Source organism: Acinetobacter sp. YH12040 (assembly GCF_013420005.1).
GTDB lineage: Bacteria > Pseudomonadota > Gammaproteobacteria > Pseudomonadales > Moraxellaceae > Acinetobacter > Acinetobacter amyesii.
This window is the reverse complement of sequence record NZ_VOZB01000016.1, coordinates 1-18,451: the sequence shown is the minus strand read 5'-3', so window position 1 is coordinate 18,451 and position 18,451 is coordinate 1. Positions and strand designations below refer to the sequence as shown.

Annotated in this window: 18 protein-coding genes and 2 pseudogenes; 5 read left to right on the top strand and 15 right to left on the bottom strand. The window is 40.2% G+C overall.

The genetic code is table 11. The annotated features are described in order from the left end of the window. Window positions 1-34: 34 nt before the first annotated feature. The 10 genes from tcuB to FTT99_RS14915 all read right to left on the bottom strand — a co-directional run bounded on the left by tcuB (window position 35) and on the right by FTT99_RS14915 (window position 8,978). A complete protein-coding gene (gene tcuB / locus FTT99_RS14955) occupies window positions 35-1,186 on the bottom strand; it encodes a tricarballylate utilization 4Fe-4S protein TcuB (RefSeq protein WP_180129818.1) in 1,152 nt (383 codons plus the stop codon). 3 nt (window positions 1,187-1,189) lie between these two features. Continuing rightward, window positions 1,190-2,584, bottom strand: coding sequence for an FAD-dependent tricarballylate dehydrogenase TcuA (gene tcuA, locus FTT99_RS14950; RefSeq protein WP_180129821.1), 1,395 nt, complete (start codon window positions 2,582-2,584; stop codon window positions 1,190-1,192). A 99-nt stretch (window positions 2,585-2,683) separates the two neighbouring features. Next, window positions 2,684-3,616, bottom strand: a complete 933-nt coding sequence (locus FTT99_RS14945; RefSeq protein WP_180077346.1) for a LysR family transcriptional regulator — start codon at window positions 3,614-3,616, stop codon at window positions 2,684-2,686. A 226-nt stretch (window positions 3,617-3,842) separates the two neighbouring features. Continuing rightward, entirely contained in the window at window positions 3,843-3,950 is a 108-nt protein-coding gene (locus FTT99_RS14940; RefSeq protein WP_111886050.1) for a DUF2474 family protein, read from the bottom strand. Window positions 3,951-3,961: 11 nt separating this feature from the next. Next, window positions 3,962-4,966 (bottom strand): cytochrome d ubiquinol oxidase subunit II, encoded by a 1,005-nt coding sequence (gene cydB / locus FTT99_RS14935; RefSeq protein ID WP_180129824.1) that lies wholly within the window; start codon window positions 4,964-4,966, stop codon window positions 3,962-3,964. Further along, window positions 4,959-6,389, bottom strand: coding sequence for a cytochrome ubiquinol oxidase subunit I (locus FTT99_RS14930; RefSeq protein WP_180129826.1), 1,431 nt, complete (start codon window positions 6,387-6,389; stop codon window positions 4,959-4,961). Before FTT99_RS14930 ends, cydB begins: the two co-directional genes overlap by 8 nt. A gap of 259 nt (window positions 6,390-6,648) precedes the next feature. Beyond that, window positions 6,649-7,062, bottom strand: a complete 414-nt coding sequence (locus tag FTT99_RS16550; RefSeq protein WP_257229263.1) for a DUF2946 domain-containing protein — start codon at window positions 7,060-7,062, stop codon at window positions 6,649-6,651. Between the two features lie 206 nt (window positions 7,063-7,268). Continuing rightward, window positions 7,269-8,141 (bottom strand): MBL fold metallo-hydrolase, encoded by an 873-nt coding sequence (locus tag FTT99_RS14925; RefSeq protein WP_180129829.1) that lies wholly within the window; start codon window positions 8,139-8,141, stop codon window positions 7,269-7,271. Between the two features lie 2 nt (window positions 8,142-8,143). Beyond that, window positions 8,144-8,560: a DUF6691 family protein gene (locus FTT99_RS14920; protein ID WP_078193079.1), complete on the bottom strand. Its 417-nt coding sequence runs from the start codon at window positions 8,558-8,560 to the stop codon at window positions 8,144-8,146. Window position 8,561: 1 nt separating this feature from the next. Then, entirely contained in the window at window positions 8,562-8,978 is a 417-nt protein-coding gene (locus FTT99_RS14915; protein WP_180129832.1) for a YeeE/YedE family protein, read from the bottom strand. A 126-nt stretch (window positions 8,979-9,104) separates the two neighbouring features. Here FTT99_RS14915 and FTT99_RS14910 point away from each other — a divergent pair, with 126 nt between their 5' ends. Continuing rightward, window positions 9,105-9,416 (top strand): metalloregulator ArsR/SmtB family transcription factor, encoded by a 312-nt coding sequence (locus FTT99_RS14910; protein WP_180129835.1) that lies wholly within the window; start codon window positions 9,105-9,107, stop codon window positions 9,414-9,416. Window positions 9,417-9,456: 40 nt separating this feature from the next. Here the strand turns inward: FTT99_RS14910 and FTT99_RS14905 are convergent, their stop codons facing one another. From FTT99_RS14905 to dsbD, 4 genes are all read right to left on the bottom strand, one after another. Beyond that, complete coding sequence (locus FTT99_RS14905) at window positions 9,457-9,819, bottom strand: YidH family protein (protein ID WP_180129836.1); 363 nt, start codon at window positions 9,817-9,819, stop codon at window positions 9,457-9,459. A gap of 88 nt (window positions 9,820-9,907) precedes the next feature. Continuing rightward, complete coding sequence (gene dsbG / locus FTT99_RS14900) at window positions 9,908-10,660, bottom strand: thiol:disulfide interchange protein DsbG (RefSeq protein WP_180129838.1); 753 nt, start codon at window positions 10,658-10,660, stop codon at window positions 9,908-9,910. 21 nt (window positions 10,661-10,681) lie between these two features. Beyond that, complete coding sequence (locus FTT99_RS14895) at window positions 10,682-11,524, bottom strand: TlpA disulfide reductase family protein (protein WP_180129839.1); 843 nt, start codon at window positions 11,522-11,524, stop codon at window positions 10,682-10,684. Then, a complete protein-coding gene (dsbD, locus tag FTT99_RS14890) occupies window positions 11,521-13,494 on the bottom strand; it encodes a protein-disulfide reductase DsbD (protein ID WP_180129841.1) in 1,974 nt (657 codons plus the stop codon). Before dsbD ends, FTT99_RS14895 begins: the two co-directional genes overlap by 4 nt. 119 nt (window positions 13,495-13,613) lie before the next feature. Here dsbD and FTT99_RS14885 point away from each other — a divergent pair, with 119 nt between their 5' ends. The 4 genes and pseudogenes from FTT99_RS14885 (at window position 13,614) to FTT99_RS14870 (ending at window position 18,226) form a co-directional block, all read left to right on the top strand. Then, complete coding sequence (locus FTT99_RS14885; protein ID WP_180129843.1) at window positions 13,614-14,303, top strand: response regulator transcription factor; 690 nt, start codon at window positions 13,614-13,616, stop codon at window positions 14,301-14,303. Further along, complete coding sequence (locus FTT99_RS14880) at window positions 14,282-15,643, top strand: ATP-binding protein (RefSeq protein WP_180161633.1); 1,362 nt, start codon at window positions 14,282-14,284, stop codon at window positions 15,641-15,643. Before FTT99_RS14885 ends, FTT99_RS14880 begins: the two co-directional genes overlap by 22 nt. A 744-nt stretch (window positions 15,644-16,387) precedes the next feature. Beyond that, window positions 16,388-17,119 (top strand): Fic family protein, encoded by a 732-nt coding sequence (locus FTT99_RS14875; RefSeq protein ID WP_180161631.1) that lies wholly within the window; start codon window positions 16,388-16,390, stop codon window positions 17,117-17,119. A 173-nt stretch (window positions 17,120-17,292) separates the two neighbouring features. Further along, window positions 17,293-18,226: pseudogene (locus FTT99_RS14870) on the top strand (IS5 family transposase). Window positions 18,227-18,341: 115 nt separating this feature from the next. Here the strand turns inward: FTT99_RS14870 and FTT99_RS14865 are convergent. Then, a pseudogene (locus FTT99_RS14865) lies at window positions 18,342-18,451 on the bottom strand (IS5/IS1182 family transposase); the annotation flags it as partial.

The following is an 18,451-nucleotide window of genomic DNA, read 5'->3' as shown; positions in this document are numbered from 1 at the left end:
ATCGACCTCCATGGTCCGGTTGTGGTTTGGGTGCTTACTTGGTTTTTGAATTCGTTTTAAGTTTTGCGACACGTTCTTCGACGGCAAATTTTAGTAATGCGGCACTTCGGTAAAAGCCGTGCGCAAACTTACCAAAAGGGATCGTCAAGAAGAAAGTCATAACGGTTGCAAGATGAACAATCAGCAAGAGAGCCATTGCGGAACTATCGCGAAATACCAATAACGCCAGACCTGTAATGCTGATCAGCAATAACAGGAAGATAAAACCACGGTCCATTGGTTTTTGTTTTGCATCACCATGCATCGGATGTCGTTTAATATTGAGATGAAGCAGCCCGATCGGTCCAATGATCAGACCAATACCGCCCAATGTACCCAAAATCACAGGTAAACTGGTGTAGGCATACGGTGCTTCTAATCCTAAAAAGTAGTGATACATCGTCGCGACACTGGTTGCCATAAAGCAAAGTAAAAATCCATACATCGTAAAGTGATGGAAAACACGGCGGATTTGTGTATAACGATCATCTTCTTCATTACAGCCTTTACCATGTCCACCATCTAAATATTTTAAGGTCAGGACATTTTTTGACGCTTGTAAGATATCGGGTTGAGCAACGCCTTCTGGAATAATTTTTGAAGTTTGTTTCCAAAATTTTGCTATTCCCAAGCCCAAAAGCATAAAAGCTAAGATAAATACAGAGCCAAATAACACGGCAAGAAAGTTATGCGGAAAAATTGCATAAAAATTCCCTTGATATTGACCAAAGATATTGGTGCCATTGAGCCAAACACCCAAGAGCATCAGTAATGCAAAAAATACCGACATCGCAGAAACTAGCGGAATTCCGGTCTTTTTATAAATCGCACCAAAAGATGCAGGAACTGCAAATTCTTGATAGGTTTCTAGGCGGACTTGTGCCATGGCTTGAGGAATATTGACGCCAAATTCATGCGGAGGCGCATACTGACAGGCATGTAAACATGCGCCACAGTTGTGACATAAATTTGCCATGTAATGAATATCGGCTTGCGTAAACTCAAGTCTTTTGGTCATTGCAGGGAAAACCGCACAGAATGTTTCGCAGTAACGACATGCATTACAAATCTGTAAAGCCTGTTTTACTTGCTGTTCATGATCCGTGAGCTGTACAACTGGAATTAAGTTTTTAACATTTGCATTCATTCTTTAAACTCCCAGTCTAAACGCAGCTTGAGCCGCATTTTTTCCTGCAATTCGACCAAATGTCGTTCCAATCGACATACCTACACCGGCTGTATAGCCTTGCCCAAGTACATTGCCAGCCATCATTTCGCCTGCAACAAATAGATTTGGACTCGCGACATTTTCAAAGCGTACAGCGGCATCATCTTCGACTTTTAAGCCTAGATAGGTGAAAGTAATGCCTGGACGTAAAGCGTAGGCATAATATGGCGGTTGGTTTAAAGGAACAGCCCAATGTGTTTTTGCGGGCGTTAAATTCTCAGTATGGCAATTATCCAGTACAGTGTGATTAAACTCACCCGCCACACAGGCTTGGTTATAGTCCTTCACGGTTTGAACTAAAGTCGCAACATCTAGATTTAATTTTTCTGCCAACTCTTCGATCGTATCTGCCTTAGTACCTTCAAAGACTGGTGGCATAAAACGCCCAACCGATTTTGAATCAATAATTGAATACGCAATCTGACTGGGCTGTTTTGCAACTAAACGCCCCCAAATGGCATAACGTTTCGGCCAGAAATCTTCGCCTTCATCATAAAAACGTTGCGCATTTTTATTGACCACGATGCCGAGTGAAACACAGTCAATACGGGTGCAAATGCCACCATCGTACAACGGTGCGCGGGCATCAACTGCGACACAATGTGATTGAGATGGGTCGCCAATAATATCTGCACCCTGATCAATCATGAACTTTAATAAGTTGCCTTGGTTAAAACGTGTGCCTCGTATAATGAAATGATCTGCAGGCCATTCGCCATTTTCATTTTGTCCCCACGCTTCTTTTAACCATTCGCGATTGGATTCAAATCCACCTGCAGCTAATACACATGAAGCGCCGTCAAAACGCGTGCCATCTTCAGCAATTGCAGCAATAAATGTCCCATCTTCAATAATCAGTTCATTGATTTTTGTGTTGTAGCGAATCTCGACCCCTAAATCTTTTGCACTTCTAAAATAGGCATTCACCAAAGCTTTACCGCCACCCATAAAAAAAGCATTGGTCCGTGCTACATGTAATGCACCAGATAATGGTGGTTGAAAATTTACCCCATGTTGACGCATCCAATTACGGCAAGTTGCCGTAGTGCGAATCACTAAACGCGCTAAATGCTCATTGGTTTTACCTGCAGTTACTTTGAGTAAGTCCTGCCAATATTCTTCTTCTGGATAGGCATCGACTAACACATCTTGAGGTTCATCATGCATACAACGCAGGTTACGGGTATGTTGTGAATTTCCACCACGCCATTCCTTTGGTGCTGCTTCTAGCAATAAAACTGAAGCCCCAGCCTCCCTTGCTGTCAATGCTGCACATAAAGCGGCATTCCCACCGCCAATTACAATTACATCATGCATTCGATGTCTTCCCTTTCGAATTTGATGTAATTTAAGACCAAAACTGCCTAGCGCTGTGATAGGCAACTTTTAAATAGGTGTTTAGTAAAATTAAATAGGCTAAAAGTCTAATAGCTCTGCACTTGACCATAATCCTTTATTGATCAGCTGCTTAACACAAATTTTAATTGCTACTTTGGTCGCGAGACTTGCAGGAGAAAGCTCTTCTTCAGCAATACTAATAAGATAATTAATTCGATCCAGCACTGGTTCGACTACTTTGAGTAAACAAATATCTGATTTGAGATAATCAAAATGTGCACTGACAGGTTGAATGGTCGCCATATTTAAGTTGCTGACACAGTTCATGAGTAAGTGTAAACCATCAACTTCATAATTTACGTCCAGCCCCTCAACCTTTTGATCTATGAATTTACGTAGACCATGTCGTTGGCTTGGTAGTACCAGAGGCAAACGATTCACATTTTCTAAATCAATTTTTCCATTTTCAATGCAGTGTTCAAAGCCATATTCTTTCAGTAAAGAACGATTTGCCATAAGAAACATTTGTTCTTTTAATAACGGTTGTACTGCCCAATTGGCATCGACATCTTGGGTAAAAATAATGGCAATGTCGAGCTGTCTTGAGTTGACTAAATTGGTTAAATTTCCCGAGAGACTTTCAACTAAATGAATTTTAATATCAGGATAACGCTCTGACATGAGCTGCATAAATGGTATGCCCAGAACTGACGCTATACTGGGTGAAAATCCAACGCTGACATGACCCGTCAGACGAGATGAGTGCGCCGCCTCAATGGCATATTGCACATGACGTAGAGAAAGTTGAGCTTGCTTAAAAAATGCTAAACCCGCTGGCGTGGGCGTCACACCTGTAGAATTTCGCTGTAATAAACGTGTGCAAAGTTCATCTTCAAGTTTTGCAATTTGTTGACTGAGTGCCGATGTGCCAACCTCAAGTTTTTGTGCAGCTTTGCCTAAACTTCCAGATTCTACAATGGTGATGAAATATTTGAGCTGTTTAAGTTCCACTCACGCTCCTTAAGATTTTTTCAATGCATCATGTTAGTTTTAACAATATAGAAGCTAAAAAAACAGAAAAAACATTCAAAAGAAGTATTGAATATAAAAAAATATATTTTATGTATTTCGACACTTTAAATTGTCATATTCTACCTACTCAATTCACCTTTAGTCCCTCAAAAAAATCCACTATCTTACCCGGCAAGATAGTGGATTCAGATTTAAGGAATAGGTTCTAGTAAGCCCACTGCACCAGCAGTCTAAAGAACCCTGCGACAAGCGCCAAACTCAAGACACCACCAAGCCATAGCACAATAAACCAGCCTGCTTGATTCAGTTTCATGATGATTCTCCTTAATGATAGCCATCATCGCCGACACGAACTTTGTCACGGAACACCCAATACGACAGTGCGGTATAGAACAAAATAATCGGTATCAGCACCAATGCTCCAATCAAGGCGAACAATTGACTGCTTTGCGGTGCTGCTGCCTGCCAAATGGTGACGGATGGTGGGATGATATTTGGCCATAGACTGATTAAGAACCCTGTATATGCCAGCACAACTAAGACAAGTGTATAAATAAATGGCGCAAATTCCTGATGTCTTTTACAGGCACGTAAAGCCAATAATGTGAAGATCAATACTAAAATCGGCACAGGGCTAAAATAGTACAGTTGCGGCAAGCTAAACCAACGATTTGCAATCTCTGCATGTACCAATGGGGTGTAAATACTCACCGCAGCAAAAATCACAAATAAGGCGATAATCAGTTTTGGCATGAGGCTAAACATATGATTTTGAACACGTGCATCAGTTTTAAAAATCAGCCAACCACAGCCTAAGGTGGCATACAGCACCACTACAGCAATCCCAGTAAAAATTGAAAATGGGGTCAGCCAATCCAATCCGCCACCACTATAAATACCATTGGTGGTTTCAATCCCTTGGATATAAGCACCTAAAATCATACCTTGGAAGAATGATGCCAAGATCGAGCCCCAAATAAACGCTTGATCCCATAAATGTTTGGTGCGGTTCGCTTTAAAACGAAACTCAAAGGCGACTCCACGAAAAATCAGCGAGATGACCATTAAGATAATCGGCATATACAGCGCAGAGAGTACAGTCGAATACACCAATGGAAATGCCGCAAATAAGCCTGCACCACCTAAAACCATCCATGTTTCATTGCCATCCCAAACTGGTGCAACGGTATTCATCATCACATCGCGTTCTTGGCGATCTTTTACTAAAGGAAAAAGGATACCAATCCCTAAATCAAAGCCATCGAGTACCACATAAATCAGCACACCTACAGCAATGATTACTACCCAAATTAAGGATAAATCAATCATGGTTTTTCTCCTGTGGTTGTACTTCAAGCGACTCATCAATCGTACTCATTGGACGATTTGATGCACGAATGACCTCACCATCGCTATGGGCTTGAGAATGAATGAACTGTGGTCCTTTAACCATCAATTTGAGCATGTAATAAATCCCAATACCAAATACGATGCAGTACACGATCACAAAGATTATTAAGGTTAAACCGACTTGTTCTGCCGATACTGGTGACAAGGCGTCTTTGGTACGCAGTACGCCATACACGACCCAAGGTTGACGACCGACTTCTGTGGTAAACCAACCAGCAAGCAAGGCAATAAAGCCTGAAGGTCCCATACATAAGGCAAATTTGTGGAGCCATTTTGACTCATAAAATTTCCCAGTTTTACGCAACCATGCACCCATCAGAGCAAGCAAAATCATCAAGACTCCCATACCGACCATAATGCGGAAGCTCCAAAATACTATGAGCGAGTTTGGTCGATCTTCAGGGGCAAATTCTTTTAAGCCTTTCACCTCTCCCTCTAAGGTGTGCGTCATGATCAGACTACCGAGGTTCGGAATGCCAATTGCATACTTGGTTTCTTCCGCCTCCATATCAGGAATACCGAACAAATATAACGGCATGCCATGATCTTTATTAGTTTCCCAATGTCCTTCAATTGCAGCAAGTTTCGCAGGTTGATGTTCTAATGTATTTAGACCATGCATATCCCCCACAAATATCTGTAAAGGTGCAAGTGCGAGAATCATCCACATCGCCATAGAAAATGATTTTTTTACTAAGGCATCACGGCGACCTTTGAGTAAGTGCCATGCTGCAGTAGCAGCGACCAATAAGCCAGATACAAGGAATGCTGCTAGAGCCATATGCGCTAAGCGATATGGGAATGATGGGTTAAAAACGATAGCAAACCAATCTTGCGGCACTATAATGCCATTTTCAAAGCTAAAGCCTTGTGGAGTTTGCATCCAGCTATTGGAAGATAAAATCCAAAACATGGAAATACAGGTGCCAATTGCCACCATCAGTGTGGCAAAGAAATGGGTTTTAGGACCCACTCTTCCCCACCCAAACAGCATAATGCCTAGGAAACCCGCTTCTAAGAAGAAGGCACTCAAGACCTCATAACTGAGTAAGGGACCAGTGACACTACCCGCAATACGAGAGAATTCACTCCAGTTGGTGCCAAATTGGTAGCTCATAACTACCCCTGAAACCACTCCCATTCCGAAAGACAATGCAAACACCTTGATCCAAAATTGGAACAGATCACGGTAAACGGGATCTTGTGTTTTAAGCCAACGCCATTCTAAGACCGCAAGAAAACTTGCTAGCCCAATGGAAATTGCAGGGAAAATAATATGAAAAGAAACTGTAAAAGCGAATTGAATTCGCGCCAATTCAAGTGCTGTCAAACCTAAATCCATGTCTATCACCTTATTGTGGAATTATGCGGTGAACCACAAACGGCCCATAATTTCGGGACTGCTTTAGGAAAGATAGATCAGTACGATGACGCAGACTGTTGTGAATCTGTTGGGATTTGATCAATTGTTTTAGCCTAATGATATAGGCGAACCGATTCTGTTCGCATCCGCTAAACGGTGCAAAAATATAAAGTTTCATAAAATCACTCTTTAAATACCGAGGTAAATCAACAATTCAAATTGTTGGTCTGATTAGGATTTAAAGTGTTTGTGGAGGTGCCCTACCTTGTGGAAGTAAGTAAAGCCTTTGCAGTGAGAAATATACATGTCGGAAAGCATCTTTATAGAAACTTAGACGGACTTGAATCTTATCGATGATTTCAACTATCTCAAAATCAAAAGGTAGGACAACATCACCATAGACGGTACAGTATTGGCATTGATGGTTATGTCCATTGTGATCGTCGTGATTATGATCGTGGTTCAGATGATGAACAAGCTCGTTATACGTCTCATGTACGTGTTTGTGCTTTTCTGGGGACAGTAAATTATGTGTAATAGAGAGACATACCGGAGCAATTTGAAATTCTTCGGGTAATAGCGGTTGTAAATATACTGCGATTTGCAAAACTAAAGTTAAAATTGCAAAAAACAGTCCACTCTGTCTTAGCAACATATTCTCTCAACAGATGCCAACGAAAGCAAAAATACTTAAAAGGCAGTGCTGGCTTGAAATCCGATCATACAAGTCAGCTTTATAGAATATAATATACCTAAAATACCAAGATCTTTAAAGTGAATATTCACTTTAAAGATATAAATATGAATTTTTAAGATAAAGACATAAATAAGTCTTTAATAATTTGAAATACAATATTTTTAGGTTTTAAAAAAATTAAGCGGTAACTTTAAATACGACACCCCATTTTCTTCAGGTTCGGGAAATTGACCCGCTTTCATATTGATTTGAATCGACGGCAAAATCAGTTTAGGCATACTTAAAGTTGCATCCCGCTCATGACGCATCTGCACAAATTCAGATTTTGTAGTTCCCTCATGAATATGAATATTGTGCTCTTTTTGCGTTTGAATATCGGTTTGGCAGTGATATTCATCACGCGTTTTTGGCAAATAGTCATGGCATAAGAACACCCGGGTGGACGCTGGCAATTGATACAGTTTTTGCACCGAATCAAATAAGGTATCTGCACTACCACGCGGAAAATCACAACGTGCTGTGCCATAATCTGGCATAAATAAAGTATCACCGACAAAAACTGCATCACCCACTACATAACTTAAACATGCAGGCGTATGACCTGGTGTCGGGATGTTATATGCCTCTAGCTCACCAATATGAAAATGCTCATGATCATCAAATAAATAATCAAATGGTTGTTCAGCATTAAACTGCTTGATATCTAAATTATAAATGGCACTAAAGGTTTCTTGCACCAAGGCAATGTGATGACTCATGGCAATTTTGCCACCGAGTACAGATTTTAAATACTGTGCTGCAGTCAAATGATCGGCATGCACATGGGTTTCCAAAATCCAATCTACTTTTAAATCTTGTACTTTGACATATGCAATGATTGCATCAGCATGGGTGGTCGAGGTGGTTGCCGAAGCCGCATCATAGTCCAAAACACTGTCAATGATAGCGCAGCGCTTGGTTACCGGATCACTCACCACATAACTAAATGTATTGGTCGCTTGATCAAAAAAATCCTGAACAATCGGTTGTTGCATAGTTAAGCTCCTGACCATTTACGGTGAATCAACACGCCTGCAAGCATCGCCACTATAAAATATAAAACTTGATAATGCCCTAAGCCAATTAAGGTGAAACTTGGCGCTGGGCAAATGCCGGCAATCCCCCATCCTGCACCAAATATTAAGGCACCGATAATAAGCTTTGAATCAATTTTATTGTTACTTGGTAAATCAATCTGCTCATTAAATACTGTGGTTGGTGCACTGCTACGTACCGCTTTTTGGAATGGAATAAATGCCACAGCAATTGCCCCCATCATGACAAAGGCAAGGCTTGCATCCCAATTACCAAATATATCTAAAAAATCGATCACTTTTTGCGGATTAGACATGCCAGAGAACATCAAACCTACTGAAAAAAGCGAACCAAATACAAAAGCTAAAAAGTTTTTCATTTTAGAATGCTCCAATCAAGTGACGAACGACATATACAGCAATAAAGCCTGCAAACATAAAGGTCATAGTTGCAATGATGGAACGTTTAGATAATCGGCTAATCCCACAGATACCGTGACCACTGGTACAACCAGAACCTAAGCGGGTACCAAAACCCACCAGTAAACCAGCAATAATCATCATTATTGGGCTAGCAGACACGATAATCTCTGGTTGTACAAAAAGACCATAAATAAATGGCGTGATGATCAAGCCTGAAAGAAACCACAGTGCAGGCGTTTTAAAAATCGTCTGTGGATTCAGTACCTGCGCAATCAAGCCACTGATGCCTGCAATACGCCCATGGACATACAAATAACCCACCACTGCTATACCCAACAGAGCACCACCAAGAAATGCTGTCACAAAATCATGCATAGTTAATGCGCCATAAAACAATATTTAAACTTATATTATATAATATTATATATTAATCAAGTCATTTTATGTTATTATCTCGATATACTTTGCTCCTTTTGCTTTTTATGATTCAGGTTAGACGTTATGAACATCGCATTCGATAACTTAAAAATTGAATTTACGCAGGTTGATACCGTTTCCAATTGTTTGAAAGTGTTATCAAATCCGGACCGTTTAAAAATTTTATGTGTGTTGATCAATGGCGAATTAAATGTTCAGCAAATTGAGGAATCTACTGATATTCATCAGCCGACTCTATCGCAACAATTGACCGTTTTAAGAAACAATAAAATTGTCTCGACACGTCGTGAAGGCAAACAAATTTTTTATCAATTGGCAGACCCTAAAGTGCTGGGTATTATGCAAACGCTGTATCAATTGTACTGTCAGGAATAAACATTCTTGTGCATGCTTTTGTATGGAGGCTCAGCCAAGTTTAGTAAATCCAAAATGAGATGATCAGCAAAAACCCAGTCAGCATGGTCAATAAATTCAGCCACACGGGATGTTGGGTCTGATAATCCTCAATAAATTCCTGTTCGGTTAATGAGCTCAATCCTCGACGATATTGCAAAATTGAGGCAAAGTTCACCAATAAACCAAACACAATCACGGCAATGCCAAGCCACTGTCCATAGATAATTTTGTGCTGATATTCCTCAGGGCGCAGTAGTTGTAGCAATACATTTGATTTTTCAATCACAAAACCAAAGGCTATTAGGGCTAAACCACTGCGGTTCCATGCCAATGCTGTACGTTCCAAAGCGAACAATACGCGTGGATCTTGTAAATTTGACATTGCGCCCCCTGATGTTTAAGTCGTTGACGTTGAGCTTAGCATGATCTTAGACGCGCTGTTGTGTTGGCTTGGTGAGCATCTATTTTCCTTATTTTTCAAAGATTTCTTTGAGATCACTCGGCATCCCTTGTGCGGACTTGAAGTTCCCCTTGCTGTCACGCCAAGCAATGGATGGTGTTGAGAAGAAACCATATTTGCCCATTAAGCTTTGGTTAAAATCAATTTTTTTTGCAATATCTAAAGGAATATTTTCAGCTGGTTTAAGACGATTTTTGCCACGATTGATATTAATGTCATTAAATACGGCTGTTGGATTTTTTGACATGAGTAAAGTTGCCACCTGAGCACGGCTTTCTTCACGAATCACACCCACTTGAATATGACGTAATTGAACCTTGTCTGACTCTACCCAAGGACGTGCTTCTTGCCAAAATTTATGGCAATACGGGCAATTGGGATCTGAGAATACATAGACAATACGTGGCGCATCGGTTATGCCATCTTGAATCCATGTTGAATCTTCTAATGTTTTCCATACATCATCCAAAATGGCTTTTTTCATATGGGTTTCAATTTGGGTGTTTGAAAGATTATTGCCTTGGGCATCAAACAACTCACCTTTTATATAATATTTACCATCTTTAGAAATAAAAATGGTATTGGAATATTGATTTTCATGCCCTACCCAACCGGTTAAACCTTCGGGTGCAGGAATTTGTTTTACAAATTGAAATCCTTCTTTTTCTAGTTGTTTTTTAATGGCATTCGGATTAGCACTGACACCACATGCCACCGTCAACAGTGTTCCGATAACTAAACTGGTTTTAAGTAAAGTATTCATGACACATATCCTATGATTAATTTATGGGTTAATTTTCTTGAGATATTGTTGCAACATCGCTTGACTGATTTCGCCTTGATGACGCTCAATTAACTGACCTTGTGCATTGAAAAATAAGGTAGTGGGTAAACCTAAACTGTTCACTGCTTGTGGCATTTCACCCTGCACATCTAGCAGAACGTGTTTAAAACTAAATTGATGTTTTGTGAGATAAGCACGGACGGTATCGACCTCTTCCCCTTGATTGAGCATGACAAAATGCACCTCAGGATATTGATCCTGCGCACGCTGTAATACAGGCATTTCACGATGACACGGCGAACACCAACTCGCCCATAAATTCACAACCGTGGGCTGACCTTGAAATTGTTTTAGCGCAATCATTTCTGACGGATCTTGACTGGCTAGGTTCAGACTTGGAAAACTCAAACTTGGATAATGGCTGTCTTGATGCGTGATTTTTTGTGCTGTCCATCCTGCCCCCACGAGCATGACAAAGATCAGCAATAATGTGGCCTTTGCTTTGTTCGCAATGGCCGAATTTCGCCACCAAAAACATGCACTTCCAATAATTATCCCGCCAATCAGATGAAACCCTTTGTCTTGAATTTTCAGAATATCAATTGGCGATGCGAGATAAGATTCCAGATTCAATCCAATAAAGACTAGGCGTGCACCTATTAATCCGATCCAAACACTGCTCCAAATCGAATCTTGAAAACGCTGTTGGATTTCGGTTGACCACTGTGCTTGTTGCCCGATTTTTCGTCCAACCATGGCAGTGACCAGCAAAGCCAACACCAAACATAACAATCCCCATGGCAACATGAATGGTCCAAGATGCAGTGCTTCGCTTGAGATCATGGCGGTGTACCTCGGTTTAATCGGCTCAAGAGTTGCGCTGCACTAAAGGTACCCGTCAAACGTAGATTGCGCTGTTCCTGATGCTCTGTATCTAAGAAAATTAAGGTCGGTGGCCCTAAAATTTGCCATTGTTTTAGTATGACATCCTGACTTGCTTCATATTCAGTTAAATCGAATTTGATTCGAGCAACAGTATCTAAAGCTGTTTGTACATCGGCACGAGGCAACACCTCTTTTTCAATCGGCTGACAAGCCACACACCAATCGGCATACACATCGATGAGTACTGCTTGTCCTTTGACTTGATTGAGTGCCTGTTCAAGCTCGGCTTGGGTACGTACTTTTTGCCATGCGACTAATGATGTGGCTTGTGTCGTACTCAGTTGTGACCATGCTTGCGTGATATACCATCCACCGGATATTGCAGTAGCTAAGCTCATAACAATGAACAGCAATTGCGTCGGCATTTGTGAAATATACGGACGAATCTTCCATAAAATGTAAACCGTGATACTGATGAATAAAAGTCCCATCAACGTCAAATAAACCACGCTCGGCAGTAAAGGACGTAGGAAATACACCGCCAACAACAGCATGACAAAACCGAAAGTGAATTTCAGACGATCCATCCACACGCCCGGTTTGGGTAAGTACTGTGCACCAAACACACAGGCAATCAACAATGGTAAGCCCACACCTAGACCTAGAATAAACAGGTAACTAGCCCCCATCCACGGTTCAGGCAATTGCGCAACAAACAGCAAAGCCCCTGCCAATGGCGCACTCATACAGGGTCCGACAATTAGCGCAGAGATCATGCCCATAATGAATGAACCCCATAAGGTTCCACCTTTTTGTCGTTGTTGCCATTGATCTAAACGCTGTAATACACCTTGTGGTAAAGACAACTGGAATACACCAAATAAATTCAGTGCAAACAGCACAAACATGACCGCAAATAACCCAATAAAGATGGGACTTTGTAACCAACGTTGGAAGTTATAGCCAAGTCCTGCCACAGCTAAACCCATCAAGGCATAAATCAATGCCATTCCGACCACAAAGACACCTGCAATCATGCCAGCACGATAGCCACGATGACGTTGTACCAAAATACTGGATAAGATCGGAATCAATGGTAAGGAACAAGGTAAGAATGCGAGCAATACACCTAAACCTAAAAAGATGATCAGATTCAGTGTAATATTGTCTGTTGAAAGTAAGTGAAAGAAGTACTGATCATTGTTCCAATCGGCCTGCTTCGTGCGCTGTTCAGCATTCCTAGTAGTCACAGATTCAGAACTTGCCTGCATCATCAAGGCATCATCTAGCTCTGGCGTACTGGCTTCGCTAGGTTCTGTTAAAGCAGTCACTTCAGAAGAGGGACTTAAACCATTTTCATCCGCTTTGACTTCTGCTGTATTTGCTGGCGTTACAACTGTTACAGTTTCAGTGTTTTTCGCCTGTGGATCTACAGGCATTGCAGTATTGGGTAATGAGGTGGATGTAACTGCATCTAATAATTTCTTTTGCGTTGTGCTTTGCTGACTCAGATTGCTTTCAGGCAATAATCCATCGGCATCGGTGTGAATGGTTGTACGCTGTACTGGATAACATAAGCCACTTTCGGCACAGCCTTGCCATTCAATTTTATAGCTTTGATTGGGTTGCATGGCGACAGTCGCTTGCACTTGACCATAATGTACGTCGGTCATGCCGAAATTGGGGTCATCTTTTTGCTGTGGACGAGGCAGTTGCAGTGATAATGCTTTGCCATTTTCAATGACTTTAATCTGATCATGATACAGATAATAACCATCAGCAATACGCCACGTGAAGCTGGCTTGGTCTTGCGCTGTCGATACAGCCTGAAAAGCAAATGCTTGATCAGGGGGTAAAAAATCAGCGGATGCACTTTGCACACTCAAAATGCTGAATATTCCACACAACCCTACTAACCCTATACGCATAGATGACTTCCAATACCCGATACGAATCTATTTTGGTTGATTATGCAAAAGCATAAATTAAGGGAGCATTAACAAGATAAATCATTTATAAAATACAGGCAGGAAGTCAGGAAAACGCTATGTTTGTTGTTTTGGTTGAAGATGATCCATATATTGCCTCAAGTATTTGTGCCACTTTGGATTTTTTAAATATTTCAGTAGAGCATGTGAGTCATGCGCGTAATGCGGATTATTTTATCCGTCACAGTGCGGTCGATCTATGTTTGCTGGATTTAGGCCTACCTGACCAAGATGGTTTAGACTTACTGCGATCATGGCGCAGAGATCAGATTCATGTCCCTGTTTTGGTTTTAACCGCACGGTTACAGACCCAACAATGTGTTGAGGCATTAAATGTCGGTGCCGATGACTATTTAACCAAGCCTTTTGAACTGGATGAACTGATTGCACGGGTTCATGCACTCACCAGACGTCACCGCGGTTTTTCATCGAATGTCATTCAATTTGACCACTTAAAGCTCAATAAAGACACTCAAGAAGTCCATTATCAAGATCAAATGATTCAGCTTTCACGACGTGAATACAGTTTGCTTGAAACCTTGATGAGCCATCCAAATCAAGTACTTAAAAACGAAGTGCTGTTAGATAAGTTATACGGCTTTCAAGACAGTATCGAAAGTAATGCCTTGAATGTCCATATTTATCATTTACGGCAAAAATTGAATGCGGACTATATTCAGACTATTCGTGGTATCGGTTATATGTTTAAAATTCCTGAGTCAATCCCATGCAAAAATCACACAGCTTAAAATGGCGCTTGGTCAGTAGTCTTTTGGCTGTGATGATCGGCTTATGGAGTGTGGTGTTTGTTTGGCTGTATATAGACTTACAAAAGCGTCTTCAGGACACCTTAGATCAACGTTTGCATGCCTCCGCACAAATGGTCGCGCGACTGATTCAACAATTACCACTGCAAAGTTTGGATGAGTCTGCCTTAGTCCAACAACTTCATTCCACAGATCAAGAACAATTGATCGCTTGCGAAGTATCTTTATTTAGCTCTGACATCAGTGTAGGACAGCATGTGATTGCCAAAACACGCGGGGCACCGAAAGATTTAAGTCAGCAAGCAGTTGGTTTTAGTACTTGGCAACAAGGTGAGACGCAATGGCGCAGTTATGTGTTACGCCGTGGTGAGATTCAAGTAGTGGCTGCAGAGCGTATGTTTTTGCGGGAGTCTTTGCTAAAACAGATTTTGCAATCGGTCTTAATTCCGCTGATCTTGTCATTATTGTTGTGTATCGGCTTAATTGTTTTAATTGTTCGTCGAGAATTTAAAGCCTTGGATCTGGTTGTAAGCAATTTAAGTCAGTCAAATTTATCGCTCAATGAGGCAAGCCAATATCTCACAAGTTTAGATGCCAATACCATGCCCTCAGAGATCTACCCTTTTGTGCAAAATGCGAATCGCTTAGTCCACAAACTGCATCAAAGTCTTGAAAATGAAAAAGTCTTTAGTGTATATGCGGCACATGAATTACGCAGTCCTTTAACTGCAATTAAAACCAATGTGCAATTGGCACAACTGATGGCACAAAATGACGGCAATGCCAAATTGCAACAGCGTTTAGATCAAGCCAATCAAAGTATTCACCGTTATTCTGAATTACTTGAACAATTACTGATGCTGTCGAATACCGATCAATCTTTTGAACAAATCACAGCAAGCATTCAAATTAAACCTGTTGTTGCTCAGGTAATTCATGATTTAGCGCTCATTTATCCTGAAGCAAGCTTTAAAATTCAAGTCGATTGGCACAGTCTTGGTGATTTAGCATTACCTGAATTTGTCTTATATGCCGTTGTTAAAAACCTACTTGAAAATGCCTTATTGCATGCAAACGCTGATGTGATTGAGGTGAGCATGCAGGAAAATACGTTACGCATTCAAGATAACGGCCGACATTTAAATGCCGAAGACATTCGTTACTTAGGACAACGTTTTTGGCGTAAATCGGCTCAGCAGAAAGGTCATGGACTGGGCTTATCTTTGGTCAAAATAATGCTGCAACAATATGCTTATACCATCCAATTTGAACCGAATTTTCCTAAGGGATTAAAGATTACACTGTTGTCTCAAAAGAGTTGAATAAAGCAGATTATCATTTTTTAGATCATGGCTATTTATTCTTTGATTCTTAAACCATGTCTCAACGACCAATTTAAAAAATTGCTTGATATGTTTGTATTAGACTGACCTGTAATACAAGTATTTCAGTTCAATGGCAAGCTCTCTTGCTTTCTTTAAATTCCCCCTCAGGATATAGACAGAATGAATCAGAATTGCGTTCACCTTGAACGGTATAGCATACGTTTCTTTCTTTTTGTCCAATGGGTGTAACTAATGGTGATAATGCTTATCTTGGGCCTATGTTTTTCTGTATTTCGTATCAATGAGTTAATCTATATACCCATTATCTAGACTAAAAATTAAATGGAGAAATTGTTCAAATAATTACCCTTAAAAGGCAAAAATTGAGGTGCACTGCTTAAGAGAAAAGCAATACAGCCAATAAAAAAAGCCTTTAAACATTAAGCTTAAAGGCTTTTTTAGGAATTTGGTGGAGATGGCGTCAATTGAACTCAACTCCTAAGCTATTGATTTAGTGAACCATAAAGTCAATAGCGTTTTACCTGTACCCACTTTTTACCCAAATTAGATTTAGCGCATTGAATCACAAAATTTATTTTGTTCAAATCCATTAACAGGATTTGAAATGGTGTACTGATTTTAACACGTATGCATTTAATATTAAAAGAAATGTTATAACGTTTCTTTTTTATGTTTATTTTTTTCATGTATCCTTTAAGAATTCAACTATAAGGAAAAGTTATGTTTGAGAATATTGATGCTTTAAAAACAAAATTAGATCTGCATCGTCCTCTTTCTCCTGCAATTGTAAAAAATCTACAAGAAGATCTTATTGTTCGCTGGACATACCATTCAAATGCAATCGAAGGCAATACTCTGACATTGTTGGAAACAAAAGTTGTTTTAGAAGGTATAACAGTTGGTGGCAAAGCATTACGAGAGCACTTTGAAGCAATCAATCATAGAAATGCTATCTACTACGTTGAAGACATTATTCGAAAAGAAGAACCTTTTTCTGATTGGCAAATTCGTAATATCCATCAGCTCATTCTAAAAAATATCGATGATGACAATGCTGGGCGTTATCGCCAGCAAAACGTATTGATTTCAGGTGCTACAACTCCCCCTCCCAGCTATACATTACTAAATGACAAAATGGCTCAACTTGTTGATTGGTACAATACTGAGGCGCATAAGTTGCACCCAATTGAATGTGCAGCTAAAGTACATACGAATTTCGTAGGTATTCATCCGTTTATTGATGGCAATGGTCGTACATCACGTCTATTGATGAATCTCGAATTACTTAAAGCTGGATATCCTCCTTGCGTTATTACAGTAGAAAATCGCTTAGCCTACTATGAAGCGTTAGATCAATGGATGGCTTATGGTAAAACTGAAGCATTTATCCAATTAGTTTCTGAGGCTGTGCTTAATGGATTTAAACCATATCAAGTTGTATTGGGGATTTAAATTTATTCTGATCCTAGACAGTATCATGGACAATCGATCCCTCTAAATTCTTAAAATAATTCTGTTCAAAAGCTTCAGGGCTTAACCAGCCATTTGCAGAATGCCGTCTAATTCGATTGGGCTTTATTGCACAAAGCTGTTCTTAAGGGCTTCTTCGGCAATATAATTTCCAAATGAAGAAGCCTACACACAAAATCTATCGCACAACCAATTGGCCCGCATATAACCGAGCTCTCATTAATCGTGGGAATATTGCCATTTGGTTCGATCCAAAAACACAATGGTATGTACAACCACAAGGCAAACATGGTCGAAATCAAACTTACTCTGACACCGCTATTCAATGCTGTTTAATGATGAAATCTCTATTCAGATTCTCTTTTACGTATGGTCACAGGTTTTGTTCAGAGCCTGATTAAACTTTGCGGGTTAGATTGGGCAGCTCCAGATTACACCACGCTTTGTAGAAGACAAAAGCATATTGATATTTCGATTAATTATCAGAAAAGTAACGATGGACTTCACCTACTCGTGGACTCCACTGGTTTGAAGTTTTTAGGTGAAGGTGAATGGAAACGAAAGAAACATCAGCCTGAATATCGTCGCCAATGGAGAAAACTTCATATTGGGATAGATGCTGAAACTCTGCAAATACGTGCTATTCAGCTTACAATAAACAACGTAAGTGATTCACAGGTACTTGGTGACTTACTCGATCAAATTCCACAAGATGAGCAGATTGACTCTGTTTATACCGATGGAGCTTATGACACAAAGCACTGCCGACAAGTCATTTCAGATCTAGATGCACATGCGGTGATTCCACTTAGAAAAAATGCGAAGCCATGGAAAGATAAAAAGACCAGCTCGCTAGAGCGAAATGAATTACTTCGTACTGTTAAACATATAGGTAGGACGCTATGGAAAAAATGGACAGGATATCATCGTCGAAGTTTGGTTGAAACCAAGATGTATTGCATCAAATTATTAGGCGATTAATTAACAGCAAGGAGTTTTCCAAGTCAGGTGAATGAGATTCGTGCACGTGTGGCCGTCTTGAATAGATTCACAGAATTAGGTCGCCCTCATACCCAAGTTGTCTCTTAAATTTGGAATACTTGGGATAGTTTTATCTTCCTAATCTTTATGCAACAAAGCCTTTTACAACCTCCAATGGTACTATTATTTTTAAAGGAAGTTAATAATAGATTTCTTTCATAAGTCATTTTTCACTCAGCTCCAAGTTATAAATTCCAGCAATTAGATTGAATCTTAATGCTAGTCTTTTGCCTCGATTGCGATATCGCTCAGCAAGAATTTTGAAGGTTTTCA

What these genes read in the sequence shown, in the direction of transcription:
- tcuB (WP_180129818.1), bottom strand. Translation starts at nt 1,186, where the DNA reads ATGAATGCAAATGTTAAAAACTTAATTCCAGTTGTACAGCTCACGGAT.
- tcuA (WP_180129821.1), bottom strand. Translation starts at nt 2,584, where the DNA reads ATGCATGATGTAATTGTAATTGGCGGTGGGAATGCCGCTTTATGTGCA.
- FTT99_RS14940 (WP_111886050.1), bottom strand. Translation starts at nt 3,950, where the DNA reads ATGAAACTGAATCAAGCAGGCTGGTTTATTGTGCTATGGCTTGGTGGT.
- cydB (WP_180129824.1), bottom strand. Translation starts at nt 4,966, where the DNA reads ATGATTGATTTATCCTTAATTTGGGTAGTAATCATTGCTGTAGGTGTG.
- FTT99_RS14930 (WP_180129826.1), bottom strand. Translation starts at nt 6,389, where the DNA reads ATGGATTTAGGTTTGACAGCACTTGAATTGGCGCGAATTCAATTCGCT.
- FTT99_RS14925 (WP_180129829.1), bottom strand. Translation starts at nt 8,141, where the DNA reads ATGCAACAACCGATTGTTCAGGATTTTTTTGATCAAGCGACCAATACA.
- FTT99_RS14920 (WP_078193079.1), bottom strand. Translation starts at nt 8,560, where the DNA reads ATGAAAAACTTTTTAGCTTTTGTATTTGGTTCGCTTTTTTCAGTAGGT.
- FTT99_RS14915 (WP_180129832.1), bottom strand. Translation starts at nt 8,978, where the DNA reads ATGCATGATTTTGTGACAGCATTTCTTGGTGGTGCTCTGTTGGGTATA.
- FTT99_RS14910 (WP_180129835.1), top strand. Translation starts at nt 9,105, where the DNA reads ATGAACATCGCATTCGATAACTTAAAAATTGAATTTACGCAGGTTGAT.
- FTT99_RS14905 (WP_180129836.1), bottom strand. Translation starts at nt 9,819, where the DNA reads ATGTCAAATTTACAAGATCCACGCGTATTGTTCGCTTTGGAACGTACA.
- dsbG (WP_180129838.1), bottom strand. Translation starts at nt 10,660, where the DNA reads ATGAATACTTTACTTAAAACCAGTTTAGTTATCGGAACACTGTTGACG.
- FTT99_RS14895 (WP_180129839.1), bottom strand. Translation starts at nt 11,524, where the DNA reads ATGATCTCAAGCGAAGCACTGCATCTTGGACCATTCATGTTGCCATGG.
- dsbD (WP_180129841.1), bottom strand. Translation starts at nt 13,494, where the DNA reads ATGCGTATAGGGTTAGTAGGGTTGTGTGGAATATTCAGCATTTTGAGT.
- FTT99_RS14885 (WP_180129843.1), top strand. Translation starts at nt 13,614, where the DNA reads ATGTTTGTTGTTTTGGTTGAAGATGATCCATATATTGCCTCAAGTATT.
- FTT99_RS14880 (WP_180161633.1), top strand. Translation starts at nt 14,282, where the DNA reads ATGCAAAAATCACACAGCTTAAAATGGCGCTTGGTCAGTAGTCTTTTG.
- FTT99_RS14875 (WP_180161631.1), top strand. Translation starts at nt 16,388, where the DNA reads ATGTTTGAGAATATTGATGCTTTAAAAACAAAATTAGATCTGCATCGT.